Below are 21,407 nucleotides of genomic sequence, written 5' to 3' on the forward strand. Positions count from 1 at the left end.
GAACAATCGTGTGCCTCACTCGGGACTGTCACCACTTCCATAACGGCACCGTAATCAGGTAACTTATTTTACTGAAAGGGTTCGAGCGTCGGTGACGCTCCTGCCGACCATGCAGCGGAGGATGACCATGATCACCGGATGGACCGACGACCACGAAGAGCTCCGAGCCGTGGTGCGACGCTTCCTGAGCGAGAAGTCGTCGACGGAGAAGGCTCGCGAGCTCGCCATCGCGGGCGCAGTGGGCGACCAGGCCGTGTGGCGGCAGATGGCCGAGCAGATGGACCTGCAGGGCCTGGTGATCCCTGAGGAGTTCGGCGGCGCCGGGATGGGTGCGGTCGAACTGGGCGTGGTCCTCGAGGAGATGGGCCGCGCACTGTATGTGGGACCGTATTTCTCGACGGTCGCGCTGGCGGTGCAGACCTTGACGGCGGTGGGTGACCGGGCGGCACAGGCCCGATGGCTACCGCGCATCGCGGCGGGAGAACTCACCGCCACCGTGGCAATCGCCGACGACGCGCCGTCGTTCGACCTCACCGCGGTCACGGCCACGGCCACGGCATCGAGCGACGGCTGGAGTGTGTCTGGCGCCAAGGCGTTCGTCATCGACGGGATGACCGCGGACCTCATTCTGGTGGCCGCTCGTACCGATGGCGATCTGGGCCTGTTCGCTCTCGCGGGTGACGCCGCCGGATTGCATCGCGAAGCGGTGCCCACCGTCGACGAGACCCGGGCGCTCGCGCGAGTCGAGTTGGATGCCGTACCGGCGGTTCGGGTCGGCGACGATGCCACACAGACGCTCGCGCGCGCCGGTGACCTTGCCGCTGCCGCCCTGGCCGCCGAACAGATCGGTGGTGCCGCTGCGGCACTGGACATGGCGGTTGACTACGCGAAGATGCGTGTCCAGTTCGAGCGTCCGATCGGCTCCTTCCAGGCGATCAAGCATCGATGTGCAGACCTCAAGGTGCAGATCGAATCCGGGCGGTCCGCAGCATTTTTCGCGGCCGCGCTGCTCGATGACGGTGATCCCGAGGCGGCGATCGCCGCGTCGACAGCTCAGGCGTGGTGTTCAGCGGCCTACACCAAGGCGAGCAAGGAGAACATCCAGTTCCACGGTGGAATCGGCTATACGTGGGAGTGCGACGCGCACCTCTACCTGCGCAGGGCCACCGTTTCCGACATTGTGCTCGGCGCTCCGCGGGCGCATCGCGCCCGGATCGCCGAGCTGGTGGAGATGTGAGATGACACAGCAGATCGAGACAGGCACAGTGATGACGATCGAGAGCGACGACGAGTTTCGCGCACGGATTCGCCAGTGGTTCGCCGACAATCGCCCCGCCAAGCGCCCCAGGGATCCGGCTGAGCGCAAATCGTGGGTGCGGGCCTACCACGCCCGGATGTACGACGCCCGGATGACCGGGCCGTCGTGGCCGCTGGAATACGGCGGCATGGGCCTGTCCTTTGCGCAACAGGTGATCTACCAGGAAGAACTGGCCAAGGCGCGTGTGCCCTCGCCGCTCGGGACCGGTCTCGGGATCGTCGCGCCGACGATCATCACCTACGGCACCGATGAGCAGAAGCAGCGCTGGCTCGGGCCGATGCTGCGCCAGGACCTCATTTGGTGTCAGGGTTATTCGGAGCCGGGTGCGGGTTCGGATCTCCCGGCTCTACGCACCACCGCCCGCCGTGAGGGCGACTTCTATGTGGTCAACGGCCAGAAGGTGTGGACCACACACGCCACCGACGCGGACGTCTTCTTCACGTTGGTGCGCACCGGGACCCAGGAGTCCCGGCAAAAGGGCATCACTTACCTGATCATCGATGCGCATGCTCCCGGGGTGACCGTACGCCCGCTGAAGGACATCACCGGCGGCGAGCACTTCGCCGAGGTCTTCTTCGATGACGTGCGGGTACCCATCGCCGATCGTATCGGCGAGGAGAACCAGGGCTGGCCGCTCGTCCGGACCTCGCTCGGGCACGAACGTGCCGCGGGAGCGATGAATCAGGCGACCAACTATCGGCGAATTCTCGACGAGCTGATCGCACTCGCCCGCGAGCGTGGGCTGACGACCGACCCGCTGACCCGGGACCGCCTGGCCGACTTCGAGATCCGGGTGCGACTGATGAAGTACAACGCCAGCCGGATCATCAACGACATCATCGCGCACGGCGAACCCGGTCCGGCGTCATCGGTGTCCCGGCTGTTCATCACGATGTTTGAACAGGAACTCCACGAGTTCGCCGTCGAGATGCTCGGCGCCGACGGAATCGTCACCCGCGACTCCGCGCGCGCCATCCAGCGAGGTCGGTGGCTCACCGGTTTCCTCGGGTCGCGGGCATCGACCATCGGTGCCGGAACGTCGGAGATCCAGCGAAACACGATCGCCGAGCAGGTCCTCGGTCTGCCCCGCGATCCGGCCATGCCGGCGCGCTGAACCCCGGCCGGTTCAGGCGTCGCGTGCTCACCTCAGGCCGGTTGTCGCAACATCCCGGTCGAGAATCTCCCGATACGACCTGATTGACTGGACCGAGGTGCCGGCGTGGGTGCCGGCAGGGACCAGGTTGGGGATGACACGGACTGTGACACAGCCGATGGGCGGCGAATGACGGTGGGCCATCGATTGAAGTTGGCGATTCTGGCGGCGGTCATGGTCGCGGGCGTCGTGGTGGCCGCGACCGTCGACATCCCCGATTCGACGACGATCCGCGACTCGGTGTCCGCCGCGGGCGTACCTGGGGTGCTGGCATTCATGCTCATTCTGGCCGCGCTGACGTTGACCCCGTTCCCCATGAGTGTGCTCACCGTGGCCGGCGGACTGATGTTCGGTTTGGTCCCCGGTGCGCTCATCGTGATCGTCGCGGCGACGTTCGGTGCCTGGGCCGGCTACTGGCTGGCCCGATCACTCGGGCGTGCATCCTTCGCCCAGATCAGTTGGTCGAGAATCGTCGCGCTCAATGCGGTGCTCGAGCGTCGCGGTATGAGTTCGATGATGGTGGTGCGACTGATCCCGGTGTTCCCGTTCGGCCTCGTCAACTATGCGGCCGGGCTGAGTTCGGTCCGGCAACGCGACTATCTGGTCGGTACCGCGATCGGCATCGTCCCGGGGGCGATCGCCTACAGCGCGGTCGGCGCCTACGGGACCTCCCCGCTGTCCTGGCCCTTTGTCGCAGCAATCGCGGCGGTGGTGGTCATCGGTGGGGGATCGGCAGTGCTCGCGCGCCGCCTGGGCGTCACCGGTTCGATTCGCGGTAACCAGACGCCGGTGTAGCCGACCGGGACCGGCAGTCTCGCCCGAAGGCCCGACCCCTCCCGTATCGACCACCCCGGGCTTCGGACCCAAGTGTTCTCGAGGATGGCCGCTGCCGTCGGCGGTCAGCCGGGCAACTGCGCCATCCGGTCGTGGTGGAACGCGGCATCCCCACAGAGCACCTCGTCGACCTTGGCGCGCCGGAGGTAGAGGTGCAGATCGTGCTCCCAGGTGAAGCCGATCCCACCATGGGTCTGTACGGCCTCACCGGCGATCGCGGGTACCTTCTCCGCGGCAAATGCCTTGGCCACACTCGCTGCGCTCGATGCTTCGGTCAGCCCGGCGTCGAATGTCATCGCCGCGTAATACGTCGCTGCCCGGACTCCGCGCAGCGCGATCAGCATGTCTGCGGCCTTGTGCTTGATGACCTGGAACGAGCCGATCGGCCGCCCGAACTGCTCGCGCACCTTGGCGTAGTCGACGGTCATCTGCAGGAGTCGTTCACCGACGCCGAGGGCATCCGCGGCAACCAGCACTGCAGCGGCATCGCGGACCGACTGGGCATCGACGTCGAGCAGGTGACCACCGTCCGCGATATCGCCGATCGCATAGAAGCCTCGACTCTCGTCGAGGGTGCGGCGACGCCGAGTTGTGGACGAATCGGCCTCGACGAGCCGCACCTGCGCGTCGTCCACGATCAGGAACCAGTCCACGGCTGCGGCGGCCTGGACGAGCGCATGATCGATGACCACTGCGGCGCGTCGTCCCCCCGACGCCAGTCCGTCGACCACATCCTCCGGTGCGCCGCCGCGATGAGCGACGTACGCCGCGAGAGCGGTATCGACCCACGGGCCCGGCGCCGCCGCCCGGCCGATCTCCTCGGCGATGAGACAGAGTTCCACGAGGCCCGCGTCGGCACCGCCGTGACTTTCCGGGACGGCGAGGCCGGTCCAGCCGATCTCTGTGCCGCGTTGCCAGACCTTGTCGTCGAGGTCCCGACCGGTGGTCGAGACCTCACGGACCAACTCAGGTGTGCAATGTGCCGACAACATGCTGCGCGATACGTCGCGTAGCATCTCCTGCTCGTCGCTGAGCTCGAAGTCCATGGCGCATTCCTCCCGTTGGGGCTGTCTCTCGACGGCTACGTATGATTAGATACGGTAAGATCATATAACTAATTAGGCAACGTGCGACACAGGAGGTCCGAAGATGCGGATCGAGACCGACGCTCATCTCGAACAGTTCCGGGCCGAGGTGCGCGCATTCATCGCCGAGCACAATCCCGGAATCAAGCATCACACGGGTGTGCGCGCCCCGGGCCCCGATCTGGTCCCGGAGATCCGACGGTGGACGGCCATGCTGTTCGAGGCGGGTTACCTGGGCGCGGAGTGGCCGGAGCGGTTCGGCGGTACCCCGGGTGTCGACCCGCAGCGTGCGTTCGTCGTTGCCGAAGAGATCGCTCGCGCGCGGGTGTGGGCACCGATCGGGGCCTATCAGCTGGCATCGGCCGCGCTCATCGACTTCGGCACCGATGCCCAGCAGCAGCACTACCTTCCGCGGATCCGGGGCGGGCAGGACATCTGGTGCCAGTTGTTCAGCGAGCCCGGGGCCGGCAGCGACCTCGCCTCGCTGCGTACCCGCGCACAGCTCGACGGCGACCATTACGTGATCGACGGGCAGAAGGTGTGGACCACCAACGGGCAGCACGCCGACGTCGGCTACCTCTTGGCGCGCACCAATCCGGACGCCCCGAAGCACCGAGGTATCACCGCCTTCGCGCTCGACATGACGTTGCCGGGAGTGCAGGTTCGTCCGCTCCGCGAGATCACCGGCACCGAGGATTTCAACGAGGTCTTCCTCGATGGGGTGCGGGTGCCCGTCGATGCGGTGATCGGCAAGGTCGATGATGGCTGGCGAGTGGCCAATTCGAGCCTGGCGCACGAGCGGACCGGGGTGGCGTCGATGGCAACCGAGTTGCTGCAGAACGTCGACCGGCTGGTGACGCTCGCCAAGGATCGAAGCGATGATGCCGGCCTGCGACGCGACGTCGGACGTATCGCCACGCATGCCCGTGTGATCGATCTGATGAGCAAGAGCGTGCAGTCGGGGATGCTGGCCGGTCGCACCGACGTCGCCGACGCCCCGTCGGTGAAGATCTTCTTCAGCGAGACCAACCTGGCGATGACCGAGCTCGGGATGGCATTGCAGGGTTCGGATGCCGTCGCGGTCGAGGGCGACGAGGGTGCGGTCGCCGACGGGTGGTGGCAGGACGCGTTCCTGTACGCCCGGGCCTGGACCATCGCCGGCGGCGCGAACGAAGTACTCAAGAACGTGATCGCCGAACGTGGCCTCGGTCTGCCACGCGACCCGTCCTGACACACGTCTGATCTGAAAGCGAGCCTGGATCATGGGTTTCGACACCATCCTCTACGACGTCACCGACCACGTCGCCACCATCACGATCAACCGCCCCGAGGCGCACAACTCTTTCAACGCGACGATGGTCGACGAGTTCCGGCGGCTGTGGAAAGATATCCGCGAGGACGACGATGTGCACGTCGTGGTCCTTCGTGCCGCCGGGGACAAGGCGTTCTGCACCGGGGTGGATGTCCGTGAAGGACTCGACCTCCACGAGAACTTCTGGAGTCAGGATGATCCCGGTCAGGGGCTGTCCCCGCGCGCCAACAAGGTCTGGAAGCCAGTGATCGCCGCAGTGCACGGCATGGTGGCCGGCGGTGCCTTCTACTGGCTCAACGACTGCGACTTCATCGTCTCGGCCGATGACGCGACCTTCTTCGATCCCCATGTGTCCTATGGACTGACGTCAGCGCTGGAACCGATCGGTCTGGCACGGCGGATTCCCCTGGGCGAAGCGATGCGCTGGGCGTTGGTCGGCCTGGACGAACGGATGTCGGCGGAGCGGGCGTTCGCCATCGGACTCGTGTCGGAACTCAAACCGCGCGAAGAACTCTGGGAGCACGTCGACGGTCTGGCACGGCGGATCGCGGCCAAACCCGCCGTCGCGGTGCAGGGCACGGTGAAGGCCGTCTGGGAGACGCTGGACATGGATCGCAACGCCGCTTATGCCGTGGCATGGAACTACCCGGGAATCGGCAACCCGATCGGTACGGCGGAGGTCTCGCGCGACGGGTTCGTCAAACCGAAGTGGACGCTGCGCTGATCGAGACCCTCCCCGCTGATCGAGTAGGTGACGAGCGTAGCGAGGAGCCGTATCGAGATCACGTGCTCCACCCACTCAGGTCAGCTGGGATCGGTTACGTTCCATGACGTTTCGCCGGTTCTCCTCTAGCGCGTCCCAGGCTGTCGGGTGGGCCGCGGACAGGCGGGACTCGATTTCGAGGACCTGCCCGGAACCAGCCTGCCAGCCCGCGGTGTACATGTGCTTGAGTGCGACCATCACGTCGCCGCCTACGTCGCAGATCCGGCCGGCCACCTCGAGTGCGTGCGGGATCAGCCGATCGTGCGGCACCACCTCGGTCACCAAGCCGATCCGTAGTGCCAATTCGGCATCGACGAGCTCACTGGTGAACGACATCCGACGCGCCCACGCCGTGCCGACCCGATCGGGGAGGCGGGCGGTCAGGCCACCGCCGGGTAGCACGCCAACGCGCGCGTGGGTGTCGGCGAACACCGCCCGATCCCCGGCGATCGAGAAGTCGCATCCCAAAGCGATCTCGAGACCGCCGGTGACGGCGGCACCGTTCACGGCACCGATCACGGGTGTGCTGAGTTGACCGACCAGCCTGATGCAGTCGTCGTCCTCGAACAGCTTCAAGTATTCGGGACCGTCGTCGGCGAGCGCACGGAGGTCGAGTCCCGCACAGAATGCCGGGTCTGCGCCGGTGAGGACGATTGCGCCGACCTCGGTATCCGCGTCCAGGGAGCGTAGTGTCGCGCTGAGCTCACTGATCAGCTCGGGGCTCAGAGAGTTGCGAGCCTCCGGGCGGTTGAGTGTCACGAGCGCGACCCCGCCATCGATCTCGCTGAGCACCACCGGAGTCATCGGACCGCGTTCTGGATCTCGCGGGCCAGTTGCATGACCAGATCGGGGTCGTCGATACCGAGCGTGTTCACCGAGTAACGACTGACCACGCCTTGACCCCGTGCGGCGAGTTTGCCCGGGATGTCTGCGGGCGTGCCCACCACGGCGAAGGCCTCGAGGACCTCGTCGGGGAGGCGTTCACCCATCTTTGTCCACCGATCCGGGTCGTCGGATTTCGACAGTGCGTGCATCTCGGCACCGAGATCCTGCCAGCCGTGGAGTTCCAGGACGGGTAGATATGCGGGGGTGGAGGCGTAGAACGCCAGTTGCTGTTTGACTGCCTTTGCCGAGGCCGCGAACTCTTCGTCGGACCGGCCGGTGACCACAAAGCTGAGATCGACGATCTCGAAGTCGTCGCGCAGTCGGCCACCGGCTCCGCGTTCGAGGGCGGGGACGGTCATCTCCCGCAGGTAGCGCTCGGTGGAAAAGCCGTGCACCAGCAGCCCGTCGGCAACGGCCCCCGCCGTCTCGCACATCTTGGGTCCCACCGCGGCGATGAACACCTTGGGTGCCGGTGTCTGCGACGGCGGAGTGAACATGGGGGTCATCAGGGTGTGGGTGTAGAAATCGCCACGGAAATCGAGCTTCTCCCCGGTCTCCCATGCGAACCAGATCGCACGGAGCGCGGCGACGAACTCGGCCATGCGGGCGGCCGGTGCACTCCACGGCATGGAGAAGCGACGCTCGACATGGGGTTTGATCTGGCTGCCCAGTCCGAGGATGAGCCTGCCGCCCGAGTAGTCCTGGAGCGCGCGGGCCTGGGTGGCGAGCGTCATGGGTGACCGGGCGAACGCAACCAGGATATTGGTCATCAGGTCCACCCTCGACGTGCTACCCGCAGCCACCGTCAGATGCAGCAGTGGGTCCGACGACAGTTCGGCGTACGAGATCCCTTCGAGGCCTGCGTCTTCGGCGAGACGGGCCAGCGCAGCTGTGTCGGCGAGTTGCTGACCCGGCGGGCCGATCGGCAGCACCACCTTGGGGGCGGCGACACTCGCAGTGGTGGTTTCAGGCAACGAAATCATCCCAATTCGTGGAGAGGTAGTCGAGGAACGCGGGGCCGACGGATTCGCCGACCAGGTGATCGGCCGGAACCGGCTGTTGCCGAGCGCGATACGTCGGGTCGGCGACGATGCTCCGCGCGAAATCGTGATGGAGGATGGCTGCCGTGCCGATGAGGACGAAATCGGCGCCCCGCTCCAGACATTCGCGAGCACCGGGGGCGTCGGTGATCTTGCCGGCCACGCCCACACGGGTGTTGCCGCGGGGCAGATCGGTGAAGAAGTCGATCAGGCGACGACCACGGTGAGCCTCGTCGTAGGGTTCCTTGAATGCGTCCCACAGGGACAGGTCCAGATAGTCGAGGTTGCCGCGGTCGAGGACCTCGAAGGCGAGAGCGCGGGCCTCGTCGAGGACGATTCCGTATCGCTCCGGTGAGAGTCGCAGGCCGAGTTGGAAATTCGGCGACACTGCCGCACGGATGCCGTCGACGATCTCGTGGACGATGCGGAACCGGTTCCGGGTCGATCCGCCGTAACGGTCGGTGCGGTGATTGCTACGGGTATCAAGGAACTGCGCGATCAGATAGCCGTGGGCTCCGTGGACTTCGACTCCGTCGAAGCCCGCTCGCTCAGCCCGGACCGCCGCGTCGACGAAGTCGTGCACGACCTGTTCGACCTCGCCTGTGGTCAGTGCGGTCGCTCCCTTACTCGGGTCGTCCCAAGGGGCGACAACGGGACGCCCCGAGATCTGGGCATTCGCCCGCCGCCCACCGTGTTGCAGCTGTACCGACGACACCGCCCCGGCCGCTCGCAGGCCGTCGGCGAGTCTCGTGAGGCCCGGCAGTTGGGCATCGTCGCAGATACCCAACTGCCCGGGAAATGCCATGCCGGCCTGGCTCACATGTGCCGCACAGGTCATCACCATCCCGAACCCGCCTTCGGCTCGTCGGGTCAACCATCGGTACTCGTCGTCGTGGAGTGTCCCGTCGTCGTTGCTCTGCATGTTTGTCAACGGAGCGAGGGCGATTCGATTCTGCCAGTCGGGACCGTGGCGGAAGGTCAGGGCGTCGGCGAGTGCGGTCATGTGTGTGGTCCCGTCTCAGGCGAAGCGCTCGATCTCATGGGCCAGCAGCGACTGGAGATCGTCGGCGGGTGGCTTCGGCAGTTCGACGGCCGCCTCGCGAGTCGGCAGCAGTACGACCGCGGTTCCCGGGGTGTTGGTCTCGCCACGCTGGTTGGTGCATGCCAGTTCCAGGTGGACCTCATTGCGGGTGCCTTGCTCGTCGGTCACCTGCCGCTTGTCGACGACCTTGCCGGTGATCCAGGTGGTGTCGCCGATGTAGTTGAACTTGCGGTGCTGGCACGACAGCTTCCACAGCCAGCCGTCGTCGCCGATCCAGTCGGTGAGCGCATGGGTCAACCAGGTCTCGCGCATCGCACCATAGTCGTAGTTCATCGGGATGCCGAGTTCCGCGGCACGTTCGGATTCCCAGTGCAGGCGTTGCACGGTATCGGGGATGTTCCGTGAGTTCGCCGGGTACAGGCCGGGGACCTTGCGACGGATCGCCCGTGAGATGCCGAATGTCCCGGGCGGGGTGAGCTGCATGCCCCAACCGACATGCCACACGATCACATCGGTGACGGTGAGTGGGCCTTTGACGCGCTTGTCGATCTGGTGGCCGATCTCGACGTCCTCCCAATAGCGGGTCTCGGCGCCGCGCCTGGTCTCGGCGTCATAGGCCGCGTCGATCTCGGCGAGTTGCTCGTCGGTGTACGGGGTGGTGAAGTCGATGGGATCGGCCTTCTTGGCATTGGCCCGCGAGGTGTGGCGCTCGGCGTTGATCCAGGTGCCGCGTTGGATGGCGTGGATCTCACCGGCACCGTTGGCGAACAAGAAGTCGTTGGTGACGTGAGCAGTGCGACCACCGAACTTCGAGGGCTTCTCCTCGACCCCGACCTGCGCACGGACGACCTGACACCGGTCGCCGAGCGTCAGCGGGCGAAACCACTCGAACTCCATCACAGCCTGGTACGAGCCGAGTCCGGCGAACGGGTCACCCTTCAACAGGGCCTTCTGCTCGGGGCTCACCGGCGGCGCGGCGTTCTCGCCCATGGTGTACATGAAATTCGGCGGCGCGATCAGGGTTCCCCAGCGGGTGTTCTTGCCGTAGTCGGGATCGCACCAGAGGGGATTGGCATCGCCATATCCGAACGCGAAATGGCGTGTGCCATCGGCGGTCACCTCGTGATTGTGCGGGGTCAGAGGGCGTTCCGGAATGCCGATACGCCGGCGTGAACGCTCGAACGACTCGTCGGTCAGAATGCCGTACTCGGCGGATTGCGGGTTGGTCACATCACTCACGGCGACTCCTCATCTAGCGGCTATTGCAGCCACTATATAGTACAATCAGCTAAATGATTAAAGGAGTCGAGATGGAGTTCGGATTACCCTGGCCCGGAGCCGAGGTCGCACAAGAGGCGGAGAAGGCCGGCATCGCGGCGTTCTGCACCGGTGATTTTGTCGACAACGACGCATATTCGGTACTGGCGGACATGGCGGCAAACACGACAAAAGCCCAGGTCGGCACCAGTATCGCCTATGCGTTCTCCCGGAGTCCGTACGCGCACGCGTCCGCGATTCGGACGCTGCACAAGCATGCTGCGGGCCGATTGTTCCTCGGGCTCGGTTCGGGTGCCTACGCGATCAATCGGGACTGGGTCGGGGCAGAGGCCGACCGCCCGGTCGCGCGAATGAGCGATCTCGCCGGAGCGGTACGCGCCTGGCTGCATGCGGAGAACGGCGAACGTGTCCGTTACGACGGTGAGTTCTATCGGGTCGACGCGCGGGTCCAGGCGCCGGTACTGGGCCGACTCGATGTCCCGATTTTGTTTGCCGGCTTCAACAAAGGCATGGCCGCTGCTGCGGCCCGACATGCCGACGGGGTCATCGGCCACGGCTTGTTCACCGCGCAATGGTGGAACGACGTCGTCCGGCCGGCGACCGCCAAAGGACTGGCCGACGCCGGCAAGAGCAGCACGATCGAACACGGTTGGCTGATCACTGCGGTTGATGACGACAACCCGGATCGGGCCATCCTCGACGCCCGCCGCATGATCGCCTTCTACCTCACCGTGAAGACCTACGACGCGTTCATCGAGCAGCATGGCTGGACGGACGCCGTGGCGGCGCTGCGCGCCGCCTTCAAGGCCGGGGACATGGACACCTTCACCAATGCCGTCACAGACGACATGCTCCACACGATTGCCGTGTGCGGCACAACGGCCGATGCGCGTTCGCGTCTGGCGGAGCGCAGGGCCGAGGGGTCGCTGGCCCGGGATCTGACATATCTGGGGCAGCCGGCGTTCCTGGTGAGCGATCGGCGACGAGCGGTCTACGCTCACAACAGCCTGGCGTTACTGGAGGGCTGATACGTGAGCTTCGTCAGCTACAGCTTCGAGTCAGGTTGTGCGCGCATCACATTGACCGATGGTGACCGGGGGAACCCGGTCCACTCCGATATGGTCGAGGAACTGTTTGCCGCGGTGCGGCGGGCATCGGCTGACTCGGCGCGAGTGATCGTGCTCAGCGCGCAGGGACGCTTCTTCTCCGTCGGCGGGGATCTGGCGGCATTCGCCTCGGCTGCGGACATGTCCAACTACATCGACGACCTCGCCGACTCCTTGCATCGTGTGGTGAGCGAACTCGTCCGCGCCGACGCCGTGGTGGTCTCGGTGGTGCAGGGTCCTGCTGCCGGGGCGGGCTTTCCGCTCGCCGCCGCGGCGGACATCATCATCGCGGCCCAGACGGCGACATTCAGTCTGGGCTATACGAAGGTCGGGCTCAACGTCGACGGTGGGACCAGCCTGCTCGTGCACTCGCTGGGTCTGCATCGCTCGCTGCGGCTGGCCCTTCTCAACGATGCGATCAGCGCCGACGAGGCACTGGCGACGGGCCTGGTCGCCCGGGTGGCTCCGGATGGTGATCTCGATCGGGTAGCCGAGAAGATCGTCGATCAGGTCCTCGCCGGCCCGGCCGGGGGACAGGCCGCCACCAAGCAGCTCTTGCGGGCGACCGCGGACGCGGCTCCCGAGAGCGCGTTGCGTCGGGAGGCGCTTGCCATTCGCACCACTGCCGGTGATCCCGACGCGAGAGAAGGGGTCGGGGCGTTTCTGGCGAAACGCCGACCTGAGTTCGCCAGATGATCGATGGTGGAAGCCGCTCACCGATATCGCACAATCGGGTGACGTTGACAATCACGGAGGAACACTGATGCACCTCACCGCGCTCGCTAGCGAGCTGGGAAGCAAACCTGCTGTGATCATGGGTGAATCGGGCCAGTCGATCAGCTATGCGGAACTCGAGCGCGCGTCGAACCGGATCGCGCACGTGTTGGCCGACCTCGGATTGCTGCCGGGGGACCACATCGCGATCCTGATGGAGAATCGTCTGGACGTTTTTCCGGTGGCGTGGGCTGCGCAACGCTCAGGGCTCTTCTACACCCCGGTCAACTGGCATCTCACCGTCGCCGAGGCGGCATACATCGTCGACAACTGCGAGGCGACGGTGCTCATCTCATCGCCCGAACTCGCAGTGCTCGCCGATGAATGCGTGCGATCGGCCTCGCGCGAGGTGACCAGGCTGACCGTCGGTGAGGATCTCGAGGACCTGGCATCCGCGGCTTTGGACATCCCGATCGCGCATGAGCTGGAGGGCTGCTACATGTTCTACAGCTCCGGCACCACGGGCCGTCCCAAGGGGATACTGCCCGAGTTGACCGGTGATGCGTTCGGAACCGGATACGCGATCGACCACATGATGGGTACCGCATTCGGTCTCGGCCGCGACACGATATACCTCAGCCCGGGTCCGCTCTATCATGCGGCGCCGTTGGGGTGGTCCATGGGGGCCATCCGCAACGGCGGCACAGCAGTCGTGATGGAGCGGTTCGATGCGGAACGCTCGCTCGCCCTGATCGAGCAGTATGGTGTGACCGCAGCACAATTCGTACCCACCATGTTCGTTCGGCTGCTCAAGCTCCCCGACGAGGTGCGCCGATCCCACGACGTCGGCTCGCTGCGCATCATGATCCACGCCGGTGCGCCATGTCCCGTCGAGATCAAACGGCAGATGATCGATTGGCTCGGGCCGATTCTCGTCGAGTTCTACGCAGGCAGTGAGGGAACCGGATTCTTCATGGTCGACTCGAAGGCCTGGCTCGAACGGCCCGGTACGGTCGGAAAGGCTCTGCTCGGAGTTGTGCACATCTGCGACGACGACGGAAACGAACGGCCGGTCGGCGAGGTCGGGCAGGTCTGGTTCGGTGACGTCCGCCGGTTCGAATACCACGGTGATCCCGACAAGACCGCTGGTGCGTGGAATGACCGGGGCTGGAACACCCTCGGAGATCTCGGTCATGTCGACGCCGACGGCTATCTCTACCTGTCCGACCGGCGAACCGATCTGATCCTCTCCGGTGGCGTCAACGTCTATCCACGTGAGATCGAGGACGTACTCATCCTGCACCCGGCAGTTGCCGACGTCGCCGTCATCGGGGTGGCCGACGACGAGTTCGGCCAGCGGGTGCACGCGTTCGTATTGCCCAGTGGCCAGACGCATCCCGGACCGGATCTCGAGAAAGCGCTCGCCGCGTACGCACGCGAGCACCTCGCCGGCTTCAAGGTTCCCCGCGGGTGGACCTTCCTCGACGAGTTTCCGCGGCTGCCCAGTGGAAAGGTCCTCCGCCGCAAGCTGCCGGTGAGCTGAAAGCCGGCGCTTCCAGAGTGTGATGACGGGACGGTAAACATGACCAACGAAGCAGGCGGGCAGCCGTTGCTCGTGGATCGTCGCGGCGGCGTCACCGTCCTGACGTTGAACCGCCCTGCCCGACGCAACGCACTCGACAGGGCCTTGCGCCGTTCACTCAGGAAGGAGTTCGCCACCGCTGAAGCCGATGACGATGTGCGGGTCATTGTCGTCACGGGCGCGGGAAGCGCATTCTCGTCAGGCGTGGATCTGTCGGAGGCGTTGACCGGGCCTGCGACGGCCCCGGAAGGTGCGACACCCACACAGGTGATGCGATCGCTGTCGAAGCCGGTGATCGCAGCTGTCAACGGTCCATGCTTCACCGGTGGGCTCGAGCTCGCGGTCAGCTGTTCGTTCATCATCGCCTCCGAGGAGGCCGTGTTCGCCGACACGCACACGTCGATCGGTCTGATCGATGGATGGGGCGGCAGCGCGATGCTGCCGCGGATTGTCGGACTGCCGATGGCCACCCAGATCATGCTCACCGGGAACCCCGTCGATGCGCAGACGGCGTTGCGTATCGGGCTCGCCAACGAAGTCGTGCCGGCCGATCGGCTCATGGAGCGGACCCTCGAGATCGCAGAATCCATCGCGGCCGCGCACCCCGAGGCAACACATCGACTGCTCCGGTTACTCAACGACGGCGCCGGAAGCTCCACGGCGCACGCCCTTGGTCTCGAGGCCGAGGCAGCGGCGACCTGGCGGCCGAACGGCGCGGAGATCCGTCGTCGCTTCTCCACGCGAACGCAGAAGCCCGATCAGACGTAGCCGGATCAGACGTAACCGGGTCCTACTCGGCGGCAACCTTGTCGCCGCCGAGATAGGCCGCCTCGATCCGCTCCGGATGCGCCAACAGCTCCCCGGCATCGCCGGAGAGGACCTCGGTTCCGTGGGCGAGCACAACGGCGCGGTCGGCGGTCTGCAGGGCGAGACGGACATGCTGCTCCACGAGAATCACCGCTGTTCCGGTGTCGTCGGCGACCTGACGGATCACCGGAAGGAGTTGTTCGACGATGACCGGCGCCAGACCCATGCTGAGTTCGTCGATGAGCAGCACCGTGGGGTCCTGGACCAGCGCGCGCCCGATGGCGAGCATCTGCTGTTCGCCGCCCGACAGCGAGCCGGCGGCTACCGAGGTCCGTTCGCGCAGACGAGGGAACAGATCGAACACCCCGTCGATCTTTGCCTTCTTGCGGCCGGCGAGTTTCAGGTTCTCGTAAGTGGTGAGCGTGGTGAACAGCGCACGATCGTCGGGCACCAGGACGAGCCCGTGGCCGGCGGCCTGGCGAGAGTGCCCTGACCGTAATGTGTTGCCGTCCAGGGTGACCGACCCGTCCGCCCGGTTGATCAAGCCGGCCAGCGCCAGCAGGGTAGTGGTCTTGCCTGCACCGTTGGGGCCGAGCAAGGCGAGGATCTCGCCGCGGTGAACACTCAGGTCGACATCTCGGATGACCGGTGCGCCCGCATAGCCCGCGGACAGTCCTGAACATGACAGCACTGGGGTCTTTGATGTGGTGTTCACGTGGTGACCTCCTGGGCCTGGGCGAGGGCGGGTTCTCCCAGCGCGGCCACCTCCGGGGGTGCGCTGCTGCCGAGGTATGCGCGGATGACCTCGGGGTTCTGCTTGATCTCGTCGGGAGTACCGATGGCGATCACACGCCCGAGGTCGAGGACGACGATGCGGTCACACAGGTCGAGCACCAATCCCATGTCGTGATCGACCATGACCACCGTCGTCCCGGCGCCTCGGACTGCGCGCAGTCGCTGCCCGAGCCACATGCTCTCCGAACTGTCGAGGCCGGCGGCGGGCTCGTCGAGCATCAATGCCTTGGGTCGTCCGGCCAGCGCGCGAGCGATCGACACCAACTGTCGTTGTCCCTGGGACAGTTCGGCGACCATCCGGTCGGCGACCGGGGTCAGGTGCAGGATTTCGAACAGTCGCTCGAGATCGGGGTCATCCTCGCCGCGATGCTTGGCGGCTTCGGTGCCGACGAGCACGTTCTCCCGCACGGTCAGGTCGTCGTAGAGTTCGATGCCCTGGAAGGTACGTCCGAGTCCGCGCCGGCTGCGTTCGTGTGGTGCGAGTTCATCGAGACGCTCGCCGTCGAGAACCACCGAGCCAGTCGAGTTGGCAAACCCGCTGAGCGCGTCGATGAGGGTTGTCTTGCCCGCCCCGTTCGGTCCGATCAGACCGAGGATCTCGCCTGAGCGGACTGAGAAGCTCACGTCTTCGAGGGCGATGACGCCGCCGTAACGCATTCCGACGGCCTCGGCGGACAGCACTTCGGCGCCAAGAGCGGGAGCTTCGGATATCGAGGTCGGGTCGACAGAGAGCTCCAGATCGACCGATCCGTTGGGGCGGTGGCGAAGTCGGGCGATCAGCGCGTGGACGGGGCCGACGATGCCGTCCGGGTTCACGATGACGGACACAATCAGGAGCACACCGGTGATCACGGCGAAGTAGTCGCCGAGGTTGACCCACTTGTCGAGCGCAAAGTACAAGATGCCACCCACCCCGATGACACCGGAGAGAACCCCGCCACCGATTGAACTGATGCCGGCCAGGTACACGGTTGCGAACAGGGCGATTCCGGCCAGCGCTGAGTAGCTGGCCGCCGACGCGACATTCTGTTGATAGGCCATCAGGGCGCCGCCGAGGCCGGCGATGAACGAACCGATCGCGAACGCGATGATCTTGACCCGGTTCACCGCGATGCCGGATGCCGCGGCAGACCGCTCGTTGGCGCGCACGGCGAGCATCGACGCGCCGAGCCTGCTACGGCGCAGGAACGCGACGCCAAGGCCGACGAGTACGGCGACCACGAGGCAGAGGATTCCGAAGGTGATGCGGGGATACGCGTCGCCGTTCCCGATGCCGAAGTCCAGACCGAACATGGTGGGGTTCTCCACCGGAGCACCCGCGGCACCACCGTTGAGGTCGGTGTTTCGGAACCAGAAGGCCTCCAACGTGACCGCCATGGCCAGGGTGAGCACCGCAACGGGCAGCCCGCGCAGTCGGAGTGCGGGTAGGCCGATCACGACTCCGATGACGGTGGCGACGAGCGCCGCGAGTATCGGAGCGAACGGAAACGGCACGCCGAGGACCGTGGTCAGGCGGCTCACGACGAAGGCCGAGGTGCCCGCGAGGGTCAACTGTGCGAGAGACACCTGGCCGGCGAATCCGGTGACCACCACCTGGGAGAGTCCGATGATGGCCAGCACGATGGTGGTGATCACCGCACCGCGGGTGCCCCCACTCGTGGCGAACAACGCCACGAGCCCGATGGCGACCGCAATCATCGTCGGCGTCACAAGGTTCCGCGGCCGTGGTGCGCGTCCCAGCGACAAGGAGGAGAGAGTCCCGCGCTGAGGGAGTTGATTGCGTCGGACGACGAGCAACACCAGGATCAGCACGAGCGTGGCCAGCTCCGCGACGCCGCCTGCCGGGAACCAGTCGATGGTGTTCTGCAGGTAGATCAGCTCACCCTGGACCATGCCGATGATCAGTCCCGCCGCGACGGTCGGCCCCACCTTCGTGAAGCCGCCGACCATTGCCGCGGCGAGCGCTGGGACGATGAACAGTGTGTATGACAGCGGCACCAACGGAACGATCGGCGCGATCAGGATGCCACTGACGCCGGCGACGACGACGCTCAGAGCCCAGTTGATGGCTGCGACACGATTGGGCGAGAGGCCCGAGACAATCGCTCCACGTTCGGTTTCGGCGACCGCCCGGGTGGCCAGTCCGAACCGCGTGTATTTGATCAGCGCGCCCAGGGCGAGCGCGAGCACGATGATGATGAGCGCGAACCAGACCCGGTCGGCCGGGATGCGGACACCGGAGACCGTGTAGATCTCCTGCGACAGAATGGGTTCGACCGAGACCGGACTGGTCCCGACCCGCATGGCGAGTACGAGCTGCACGACGAGCATCACTCCGATGCTCGCGACAGCCTTGGCCACTGGGGACGACGTGCGCAACCAACGAAAGACCAGTAGGTAGAGGATGAGACCCACGGCAGCTGCGATCACCAGGGAAATGGCCGCGGCGGAGGTAAACGTCAGCGGCTGGGACGAGAGCGTGATGGTCTGCGGGAACCCGGGAATGGGAACAAGGAGTTCCCCCTTGCGTAAGAAGGCGAATGTGTAGGCGATATAGAGAGCGAGCGCACCCGTGGCGAAATTGACGACCCCAGAACTGCGGAAGGTCACCACCAGGGACATACCCAGCGCAGCGAACACCGCACCGGCACCGAGGCCGAGGATCAGGAAGGCGAGATGGTCAGACACGCGAAGGTTGCTCTCTGCTAGACGAATGGGGCCGGGGCGGTTGGCCCGATTCCGTTGGCTCAGGCGTTATCCAACGGAACCGGACCCGGGACGTCAGTTCAGCTGCTTGACGTCGGTGATCTGGCCGTTGTCGACGGTGCCCACCAGGGCGCCTGCGCTACATGCCATGGGCAGGCCGGGGACGGCCTTGCCGTTGCAGCTCATCGCCAGCCCATCGCCGACCGGCAGTGGAACATTCGCTGCGGCACGGATGGCACTGTTCACCGACGCTGCAGTGACGTCGCCCTTGACAGTTCCGGCGGTGCGGACGAAGCCGAGCATCGACTGATAGGCGGTCACCGCGGTTCCGTCGGGTGAGACCGAGGGTGCGTACTTGGCCATGATCGCCTGATAAGTCAGCGATTCCGGATCGGTTCCGGAGCCGAAGGCGGTGTTGAACACCTTGGACCCGTTCAGCTCTGCGCTGGCGGCCTCCATGACGCTCGGATCGAGGCATGGTCCGATCACCATCTTCTCCGCGTCCGTGCCGACGGTGCCGAGAGCCTTGAGCACGGAGGTGCACATCGTCGGATCGCCGACGATGCCCACGGCCTGCGGGTTGTTCTTGAGGCCGGCGGACACCTGCGGTGAGGCATCAGGATTCCCGAGGGGGATGGCAACGACGTTCAGGTTGATGCCGGCCGCCTGGAACGCCGGAACACCCATGGCCTTCGCGCCGTTGATGGCGGCTGCGGAGTCGGTGACATAGAGCGTCACGTCCTTCATGCCGCTACCCGCCGTGTACTTGGCCATCCCGCTCAGAACCGCGGGAAAGCCACCCGTCCATGAGTAGGAGTAATCCGGAGCCGTCAGCTCGGTCTGTCCTGCGCCCTGGTACGAGGTGTAGGGGATCTTGGCGCCGGTGAGGATGGGTACCATCACGTCGCCTTGGGCGGTGTTGGTCACCACGACGCCCACCACACCCGCCTCGACCATCTGGTTGGCGCACGCAGTTGCAGACGCCGGGTCTTCCTTGGATTTGCATTCCACAAGTTCGATCGGTCGACCGCCGATGCCTGCGAGATTCTCGTTGGCGTACTTGACCACGGCCTCGGCCGTTTCTCGATCCTCGGGCAACGAGATCGCCGGGCCGCCTTCGGGGTTGATCAGCCCCACCTTGACCGGTGTCCCGCTGGCCTGATTGCCGGCAAATGTACCGCTGGGTGCAGCCGCGACCGCGCTCTCGGCGGCTGCCGACGATGAGCCGCCCTCACTGGAAGAATCCTCGGTACATGCTGTGGCGCCGGCGATGACGACCACGGCGCCGAGGCACGCTGCCGCATAGCGGCGACGCGAGCGGGATGACGCGAAACGCATACTGACTTCCTTTGATCGGCGAGGCTCGTCGCGAGCCTCGGCACATTTTCGCTGCGTTGTGATGCAGACCACTCCGAAGGGTGATGGACGAAAGGTAGACGAATCAGTGAATACATGTCAATAAGTAAACTGATTTTGCTGAATATATTTGGTCCGACTATGCTTGAAACCCATGAGCAAACCGGTCATCGTCGTGGTGGGAGCAGGTCCGGGCGTCAGCGGTTCGGTCGCTCGGCGATTCGCGGCGAAGGGATACGACGTCGGGCTGCTCGGCACCGATGCGGATCGGCTGGCGGAGTTGGATCGCCAGGTTGCCGACCAGGGCGCGCAGACTCTCGCCGAGGTCGTGGACGTCACGGACGTGGCGGCGGCCACGTCAGAGATTCGTTCAATGGGGCAGTGGTGGAACCGAATCGACGTCCTTCACTTCAACCCCAGTGCTTTCCGGGAAAAGGATCCACTCGAACTCACTGTCGAGGAACTGCTCGAGGATGTCGCGCTCGGTGTGGGCGGCCTACTCACTGCGGTTCAGGCCGCGCGGCCGTTCATGTCGCCGGGTGGCCGCATCACCGTGACCGGGAGCATGGCGGCGGACAAGCCGTGGAATCGTGCGGCGTCTCTGGGCGTGCAGAAGGCAGGGATCCGGAATCTTGTTTTCAGTATCGACACGACTCTCGCACCGGAGGGCATCCGCACCGTGTCGGTGACGGTGCAGGGTTCGCTCGCCCAGGACGGGCCCTTCACTCCCGATCGGGTGGCCGGGGCGATCTGGGAAGCCGCCCACCAGGACGAGGCGTCATGGTGTGCCGAGGTGGCCTACCACGGGTGAGCGCGGTTCGATCCTCAGCGTGGCGGATCCCTTTCGCGTCAGGTGGGTTACGGGGCTGATCGGTCAAACCTCTGCACGACCACACTTTCGCCCCGACAGTAGCGCTCAGACGAGCGTGCGTGCGAGGAGTGCGCTGCCGGCGATGAGAATGACGGCCGAGGTGAGTTTGCGCGCGGTGGCGACCGACACCCAGTTCGCCATCCGGCCGCCCGCGGCGCCGCCGAGTATGACGGCGGGGGTGAGTAGCGCGGCGTCACCCCAATCGGATCCGCCGACATCGCCGGTCGCCTGAAGCAGGATGAGCGAAACCACTGAGACGGCGAGGAAGAACACCGACAGGGTTGCGCGCAATGTCCGGGCGTCCCCGGGTCGGTAGGCAAGTGCCAGTGGGGGACCGGGAAGCGCTGCGACTGCTCCCATGAGCCCGCCCATCGCGCCGGCCCACGCGAGGATCGACTTTCGCTGGGGCAGTCCAGCTCCGGCGAACGCTGCGAGTGCTGCGGCGATCGACACCGCGGCAGTCGTCGCGGTGAGCACGGTGGGGTCGGCGACGGAGGTCAGCCACACGCCCAGCGCCACCCCGGGCAGCATCGCCACGCCCAGCCGGATCGCCGTCGCCCGGTCGCAGTGTCGACCGTCGCGCCACACGACGGAGGCCATCGCGACGATGGTGAGCACGAATAGCGGCCCGGGCACGAGATCTGGGTCGATCATGAGTAGCAACGGTGCCGCGACCAGACCGAACCCGGAACCGGTCACCGCTTGCAGCATCGACGCGATGAACAGGACCGTGATCGCCACGCAAAGGTACGACATTCTG

The 21,407-nt window shown here is 65.6% G+C and carries 19 protein-coding genes; 10 read left to right on the forward strand and 9 right to left on the reverse strand.

From position 1 onward, the window contains the following. Nucleotides 1–121: 121 nt before the first annotated feature. From ACVT6V_RS11280 to ACVT6V_RS11290, 3 genes are all read left to right on the forward strand, one after another. Nucleotides 122–1,237 (forward strand): acyl-CoA dehydrogenase family protein, encoded by a 1,116-nt coding sequence (locus tag ACVT6V_RS11280; protein ID WP_489899824.1) that lies wholly within the window; start codon nucleotides 122–124, stop codon nucleotides 1,235–1,237. Between the two features lies 1 nt (nucleotide 1,238). Then, nucleotides 1,239–2,432 carry an acyl-CoA dehydrogenase family protein gene (locus ACVT6V_RS11285; RefSeq protein WP_489899825.1) on the forward strand — a complete coding sequence of 398 codons (1,194 nt, stop codon included), beginning with the start codon at nucleotides 1,239–1,241 and terminating at the stop codon, nucleotides 2,430–2,432. Nucleotides 2,433–2,600: 168 nt separating this feature from the next. Further along, the gene (locus ACVT6V_RS11290) at nucleotides 2,601–3,266 is read left to right on the forward strand and encodes a TVP38/TMEM64 family protein (protein WP_005199169.1); all 666 of its coding nucleotides are present in this window, start codon (nucleotides 2,601–2,603) and stop codon (nucleotides 3,264–3,266) included. Between the two features lie 104 nt (nucleotides 3,267–3,370). On the opposite strand, the gene ACVT6V_RS11295 is transcribed toward ACVT6V_RS11290, so the two are convergent. After that, the gene (locus tag ACVT6V_RS11295; protein ID WP_489899826.1) at nucleotides 3,371–4,351 is read right to left on the reverse strand and encodes an acyl-CoA dehydrogenase family protein; all 981 of its coding nucleotides are present in this window, start codon (nucleotides 4,349–4,351) and stop codon (nucleotides 3,371–3,373) included. A 103-nt stretch (nucleotides 4,352–4,454) separates the two neighbouring features. On the opposite strand from ACVT6V_RS11295, the gene ACVT6V_RS11300 reads away from it, so the two are divergent. Both ACVT6V_RS11300 and ACVT6V_RS11305 read left to right on the forward strand, forming a co-directional pair. Then, nucleotides 4,455–5,621: an acyl-CoA dehydrogenase family protein gene (locus ACVT6V_RS11300; protein WP_489899827.1), complete on the forward strand. Its 1,167-nt coding sequence runs from the start codon at nucleotides 4,455–4,457 to the stop codon at nucleotides 5,619–5,621. Nucleotides 5,622–5,652: 31 nt separating this feature from the next. Then, nucleotides 5,653–6,426, forward strand: coding sequence for an enoyl-CoA hydratase/isomerase family protein (locus ACVT6V_RS11305; protein ID WP_489899829.1), 774 nt, complete (start codon nucleotides 5,653–5,655; stop codon nucleotides 6,424–6,426). 75 nt (nucleotides 6,427–6,501) lie between these two features. Here ACVT6V_RS11305 and ACVT6V_RS11310 read toward each other — a convergent pair whose 3' ends face one another. From ACVT6V_RS11310 to ACVT6V_RS11325, 4 genes are read right to left on the reverse strand one after another with little or no spacing between them, the layout of a single operon-like run. Next, nucleotides 6,502–7,269, reverse strand: a complete 768-nt coding sequence (locus ACVT6V_RS11310; protein ID WP_489899830.1) for an enoyl-CoA hydratase — start codon at nucleotides 7,267–7,269, stop codon at nucleotides 6,502–6,504. Beyond that, nucleotides 7,266–8,324, reverse strand: coding sequence for a TIGR03617 family F420-dependent LLM class oxidoreductase (locus ACVT6V_RS11315; protein WP_489899831.1), 1,059 nt, complete (start codon nucleotides 8,322–8,324; stop codon nucleotides 7,266–7,268). The genes ACVT6V_RS11310 and ACVT6V_RS11315 overlap by 4 nt, the downstream gene beginning before the upstream one ends. Next, nucleotides 8,317–9,393 (reverse strand): NADH:flavin oxidoreductase, encoded by a 1,077-nt coding sequence (locus ACVT6V_RS11320; RefSeq protein WP_489899832.1) that lies wholly within the window; start codon nucleotides 9,391–9,393, stop codon nucleotides 8,317–8,319. The genes ACVT6V_RS11315 and ACVT6V_RS11320 overlap by 8 nt, the downstream gene beginning before the upstream one ends. A 15-nt stretch (nucleotides 9,394–9,408) precedes the next feature. Beyond that, nucleotides 9,409–10,671 (reverse strand): FAS1-like dehydratase domain-containing protein, encoded by a 1,263-nt coding sequence (locus ACVT6V_RS11325; protein WP_489899833.1) that lies wholly within the window; start codon nucleotides 10,669–10,671, stop codon nucleotides 9,409–9,411. 71 nt (nucleotides 10,672–10,742) lie between these two features. Between ACVT6V_RS11325 and ACVT6V_RS11330 the strand changes: the two genes are divergently transcribed. The 4 genes from ACVT6V_RS11330 to ACVT6V_RS11345 all read left to right on the forward strand — a co-directional run bounded on the left by ACVT6V_RS11330 (nucleotide 10,743) and on the right by ACVT6V_RS11345 (nucleotide 14,880). After that, a complete protein-coding gene (locus tag ACVT6V_RS11330; protein ID WP_119032136.1) occupies nucleotides 10,743–11,738 on the forward strand; it encodes an LLM class flavin-dependent oxidoreductase in 996 nt (331 codons plus the stop codon). Between the two features lie 3 nt (nucleotides 11,739–11,741). Continuing rightward, entirely contained in the window at nucleotides 11,742–12,512 is a 771-nt protein-coding gene (locus ACVT6V_RS11335) for an enoyl-CoA hydratase/isomerase family protein (RefSeq protein WP_489899834.1), read from the forward strand. Between the two features lie 67 nt (nucleotides 12,513–12,579). Further along, on the forward strand, nucleotides 12,580–14,073 hold the full coding sequence (locus ACVT6V_RS11340; protein ID WP_489899835.1) for an AMP-binding protein: 1,494 nt from the start codon (nucleotides 12,580–12,582) through the stop codon (nucleotides 14,071–14,073). A 39-nt stretch (nucleotides 14,074–14,112) separates the two neighbouring features. Then, nucleotides 14,113–14,880, forward strand: coding sequence for an enoyl-CoA hydratase (locus tag ACVT6V_RS11345; protein WP_489899836.1), 768 nt, complete (start codon nucleotides 14,113–14,115; stop codon nucleotides 14,878–14,880). A 22-nt stretch (nucleotides 14,881–14,902) separates the two neighbouring features. On the opposite strand, the gene ACVT6V_RS11350 is transcribed toward ACVT6V_RS11345, so the two are convergent. The 3 genes from ACVT6V_RS11350 to ACVT6V_RS11360 form a co-directional block, all read right to left on the reverse strand. Continuing rightward, a complete protein-coding gene (locus ACVT6V_RS11350; RefSeq protein ID WP_489899837.1) occupies nucleotides 14,903–15,634 on the reverse strand; it encodes an ABC transporter ATP-binding protein in 732 nt (243 codons plus the stop codon). Next, complete coding sequence (locus tag ACVT6V_RS11355) at nucleotides 15,631–18,402, reverse strand: ABC transporter permease subunit (protein ID WP_489899838.1); 2,772 nt, start codon at nucleotides 18,400–18,402, stop codon at nucleotides 15,631–15,633. The genes ACVT6V_RS11350 and ACVT6V_RS11355 overlap by 4 nt, the downstream gene beginning before the upstream one ends. Nucleotides 18,403–18,495: 93 nt before the next feature. Beyond that, entirely contained in the window at nucleotides 18,496–19,758 is a 1,263-nt protein-coding gene (locus tag ACVT6V_RS11360; RefSeq protein WP_489899839.1) for an ABC transporter substrate-binding protein, read from the reverse strand. Nucleotides 19,759–19,930: 172 nt separating this feature from the next. On the opposite strand from ACVT6V_RS11360, the gene ACVT6V_RS11365 reads away from it, so the two are divergent. Next, nucleotides 19,931–20,587 carry an SDR family oxidoreductase gene (locus ACVT6V_RS11365; protein ID WP_489899840.1) on the forward strand — a complete coding sequence of 219 codons (657 nt, stop codon included), beginning with the start codon at nucleotides 19,931–19,933 and terminating at the stop codon, nucleotides 20,585–20,587. A gap of 105 nt (nucleotides 20,588–20,692) precedes the next feature. Here ACVT6V_RS11365 and ACVT6V_RS11370 read toward each other — a convergent pair whose 3' ends face one another. Continuing rightward, nucleotides 20,693–21,388 carry a TSUP family transporter gene (locus ACVT6V_RS11370; RefSeq protein ID WP_489899841.1) on the reverse strand — a complete coding sequence of 232 codons (696 nt, stop codon included), beginning with the start codon at nucleotides 21,386–21,388 and terminating at the stop codon, nucleotides 20,693–20,695. Between the last annotated feature and the right edge of the window lie 19 nt (nucleotides 21,389–21,407).

The sequence above is a fragment of the Gordonia sp. LMA167 genome (genome assembly GCF_058130025.1).

What these genes read in the sequence shown, in the direction of transcription:
- ACVT6V_RS11280 (WP_489899824.1), top strand. Translation starts at nt 122, where the DNA reads ATGACCATGATCACCGGATGGACCGACGACCACGAAGAGCTCCGAGCC.
- ACVT6V_RS11285 (WP_489899825.1), top strand. Translation starts at nt 1,239, where the DNA reads ATGACACAGCAGATCGAGACAGGCACAGTGATGACGATCGAGAGCGAC.
- ACVT6V_RS11290 (WP_005199169.1), top strand. Translation starts at nt 2,601, where the DNA reads ATGACGGTGGGCCATCGATTGAAGTTGGCGATTCTGGCGGCGGTCATG.
- ACVT6V_RS11295 (WP_489899826.1), bottom strand. Translation starts at nt 4,351, where the DNA reads ATGGACTTCGAGCTCAGCGACGAGCAGGAGATGCTACGCGACGTATCG.
- ACVT6V_RS11300 (WP_489899827.1), top strand. Translation starts at nt 4,455, where the DNA reads ATGCGGATCGAGACCGACGCTCATCTCGAACAGTTCCGGGCCGAGGTG.
- ACVT6V_RS11305 (WP_489899829.1), top strand. Translation starts at nt 5,653, where the DNA reads ATGGGTTTCGACACCATCCTCTACGACGTCACCGACCACGTCGCCACC.
- ACVT6V_RS11310 (WP_489899830.1), bottom strand. Translation starts at nt 7,269, where the DNA reads ATGACTCCGGTGGTGCTCAGCGAGATCGATGGCGGGGTCGCGCTCGTG.
- ACVT6V_RS11320 (WP_489899832.1), bottom strand. Translation starts at nt 9,393, where the DNA reads ATGACCGCACTCGCCGACGCCCTGACCTTCCGCCACGGTCCCGACTGG.
- ACVT6V_RS11330 (WP_119032136.1), top strand. Translation starts at nt 10,743, where the DNA reads ATGGAGTTCGGATTACCCTGGCCCGGAGCCGAGGTCGCACAAGAGGCG.
- ACVT6V_RS11340 (WP_489899835.1), top strand. Translation starts at nt 12,580, where the DNA reads ATGCACCTCACCGCGCTCGCTAGCGAGCTGGGAAGCAAACCTGCTGTG.
- ACVT6V_RS11345 (WP_489899836.1), top strand. Translation starts at nt 14,113, where the DNA reads ATGACCAACGAAGCAGGCGGGCAGCCGTTGCTCGTGGATCGTCGCGGC.
- ACVT6V_RS11360 (WP_489899839.1), bottom strand. Translation starts at nt 19,758, where the DNA reads ATGCGTTTCGCGTCATCCCGCTCGCGTCGCCGCTATGCGGCAGCGTGC.
- ACVT6V_RS11365 (WP_489899840.1), top strand. Translation starts at nt 19,931, where the DNA reads ATGAGCAAACCGGTCATCGTCGTGGTGGGAGCAGGTCCGGGCGTCAGC.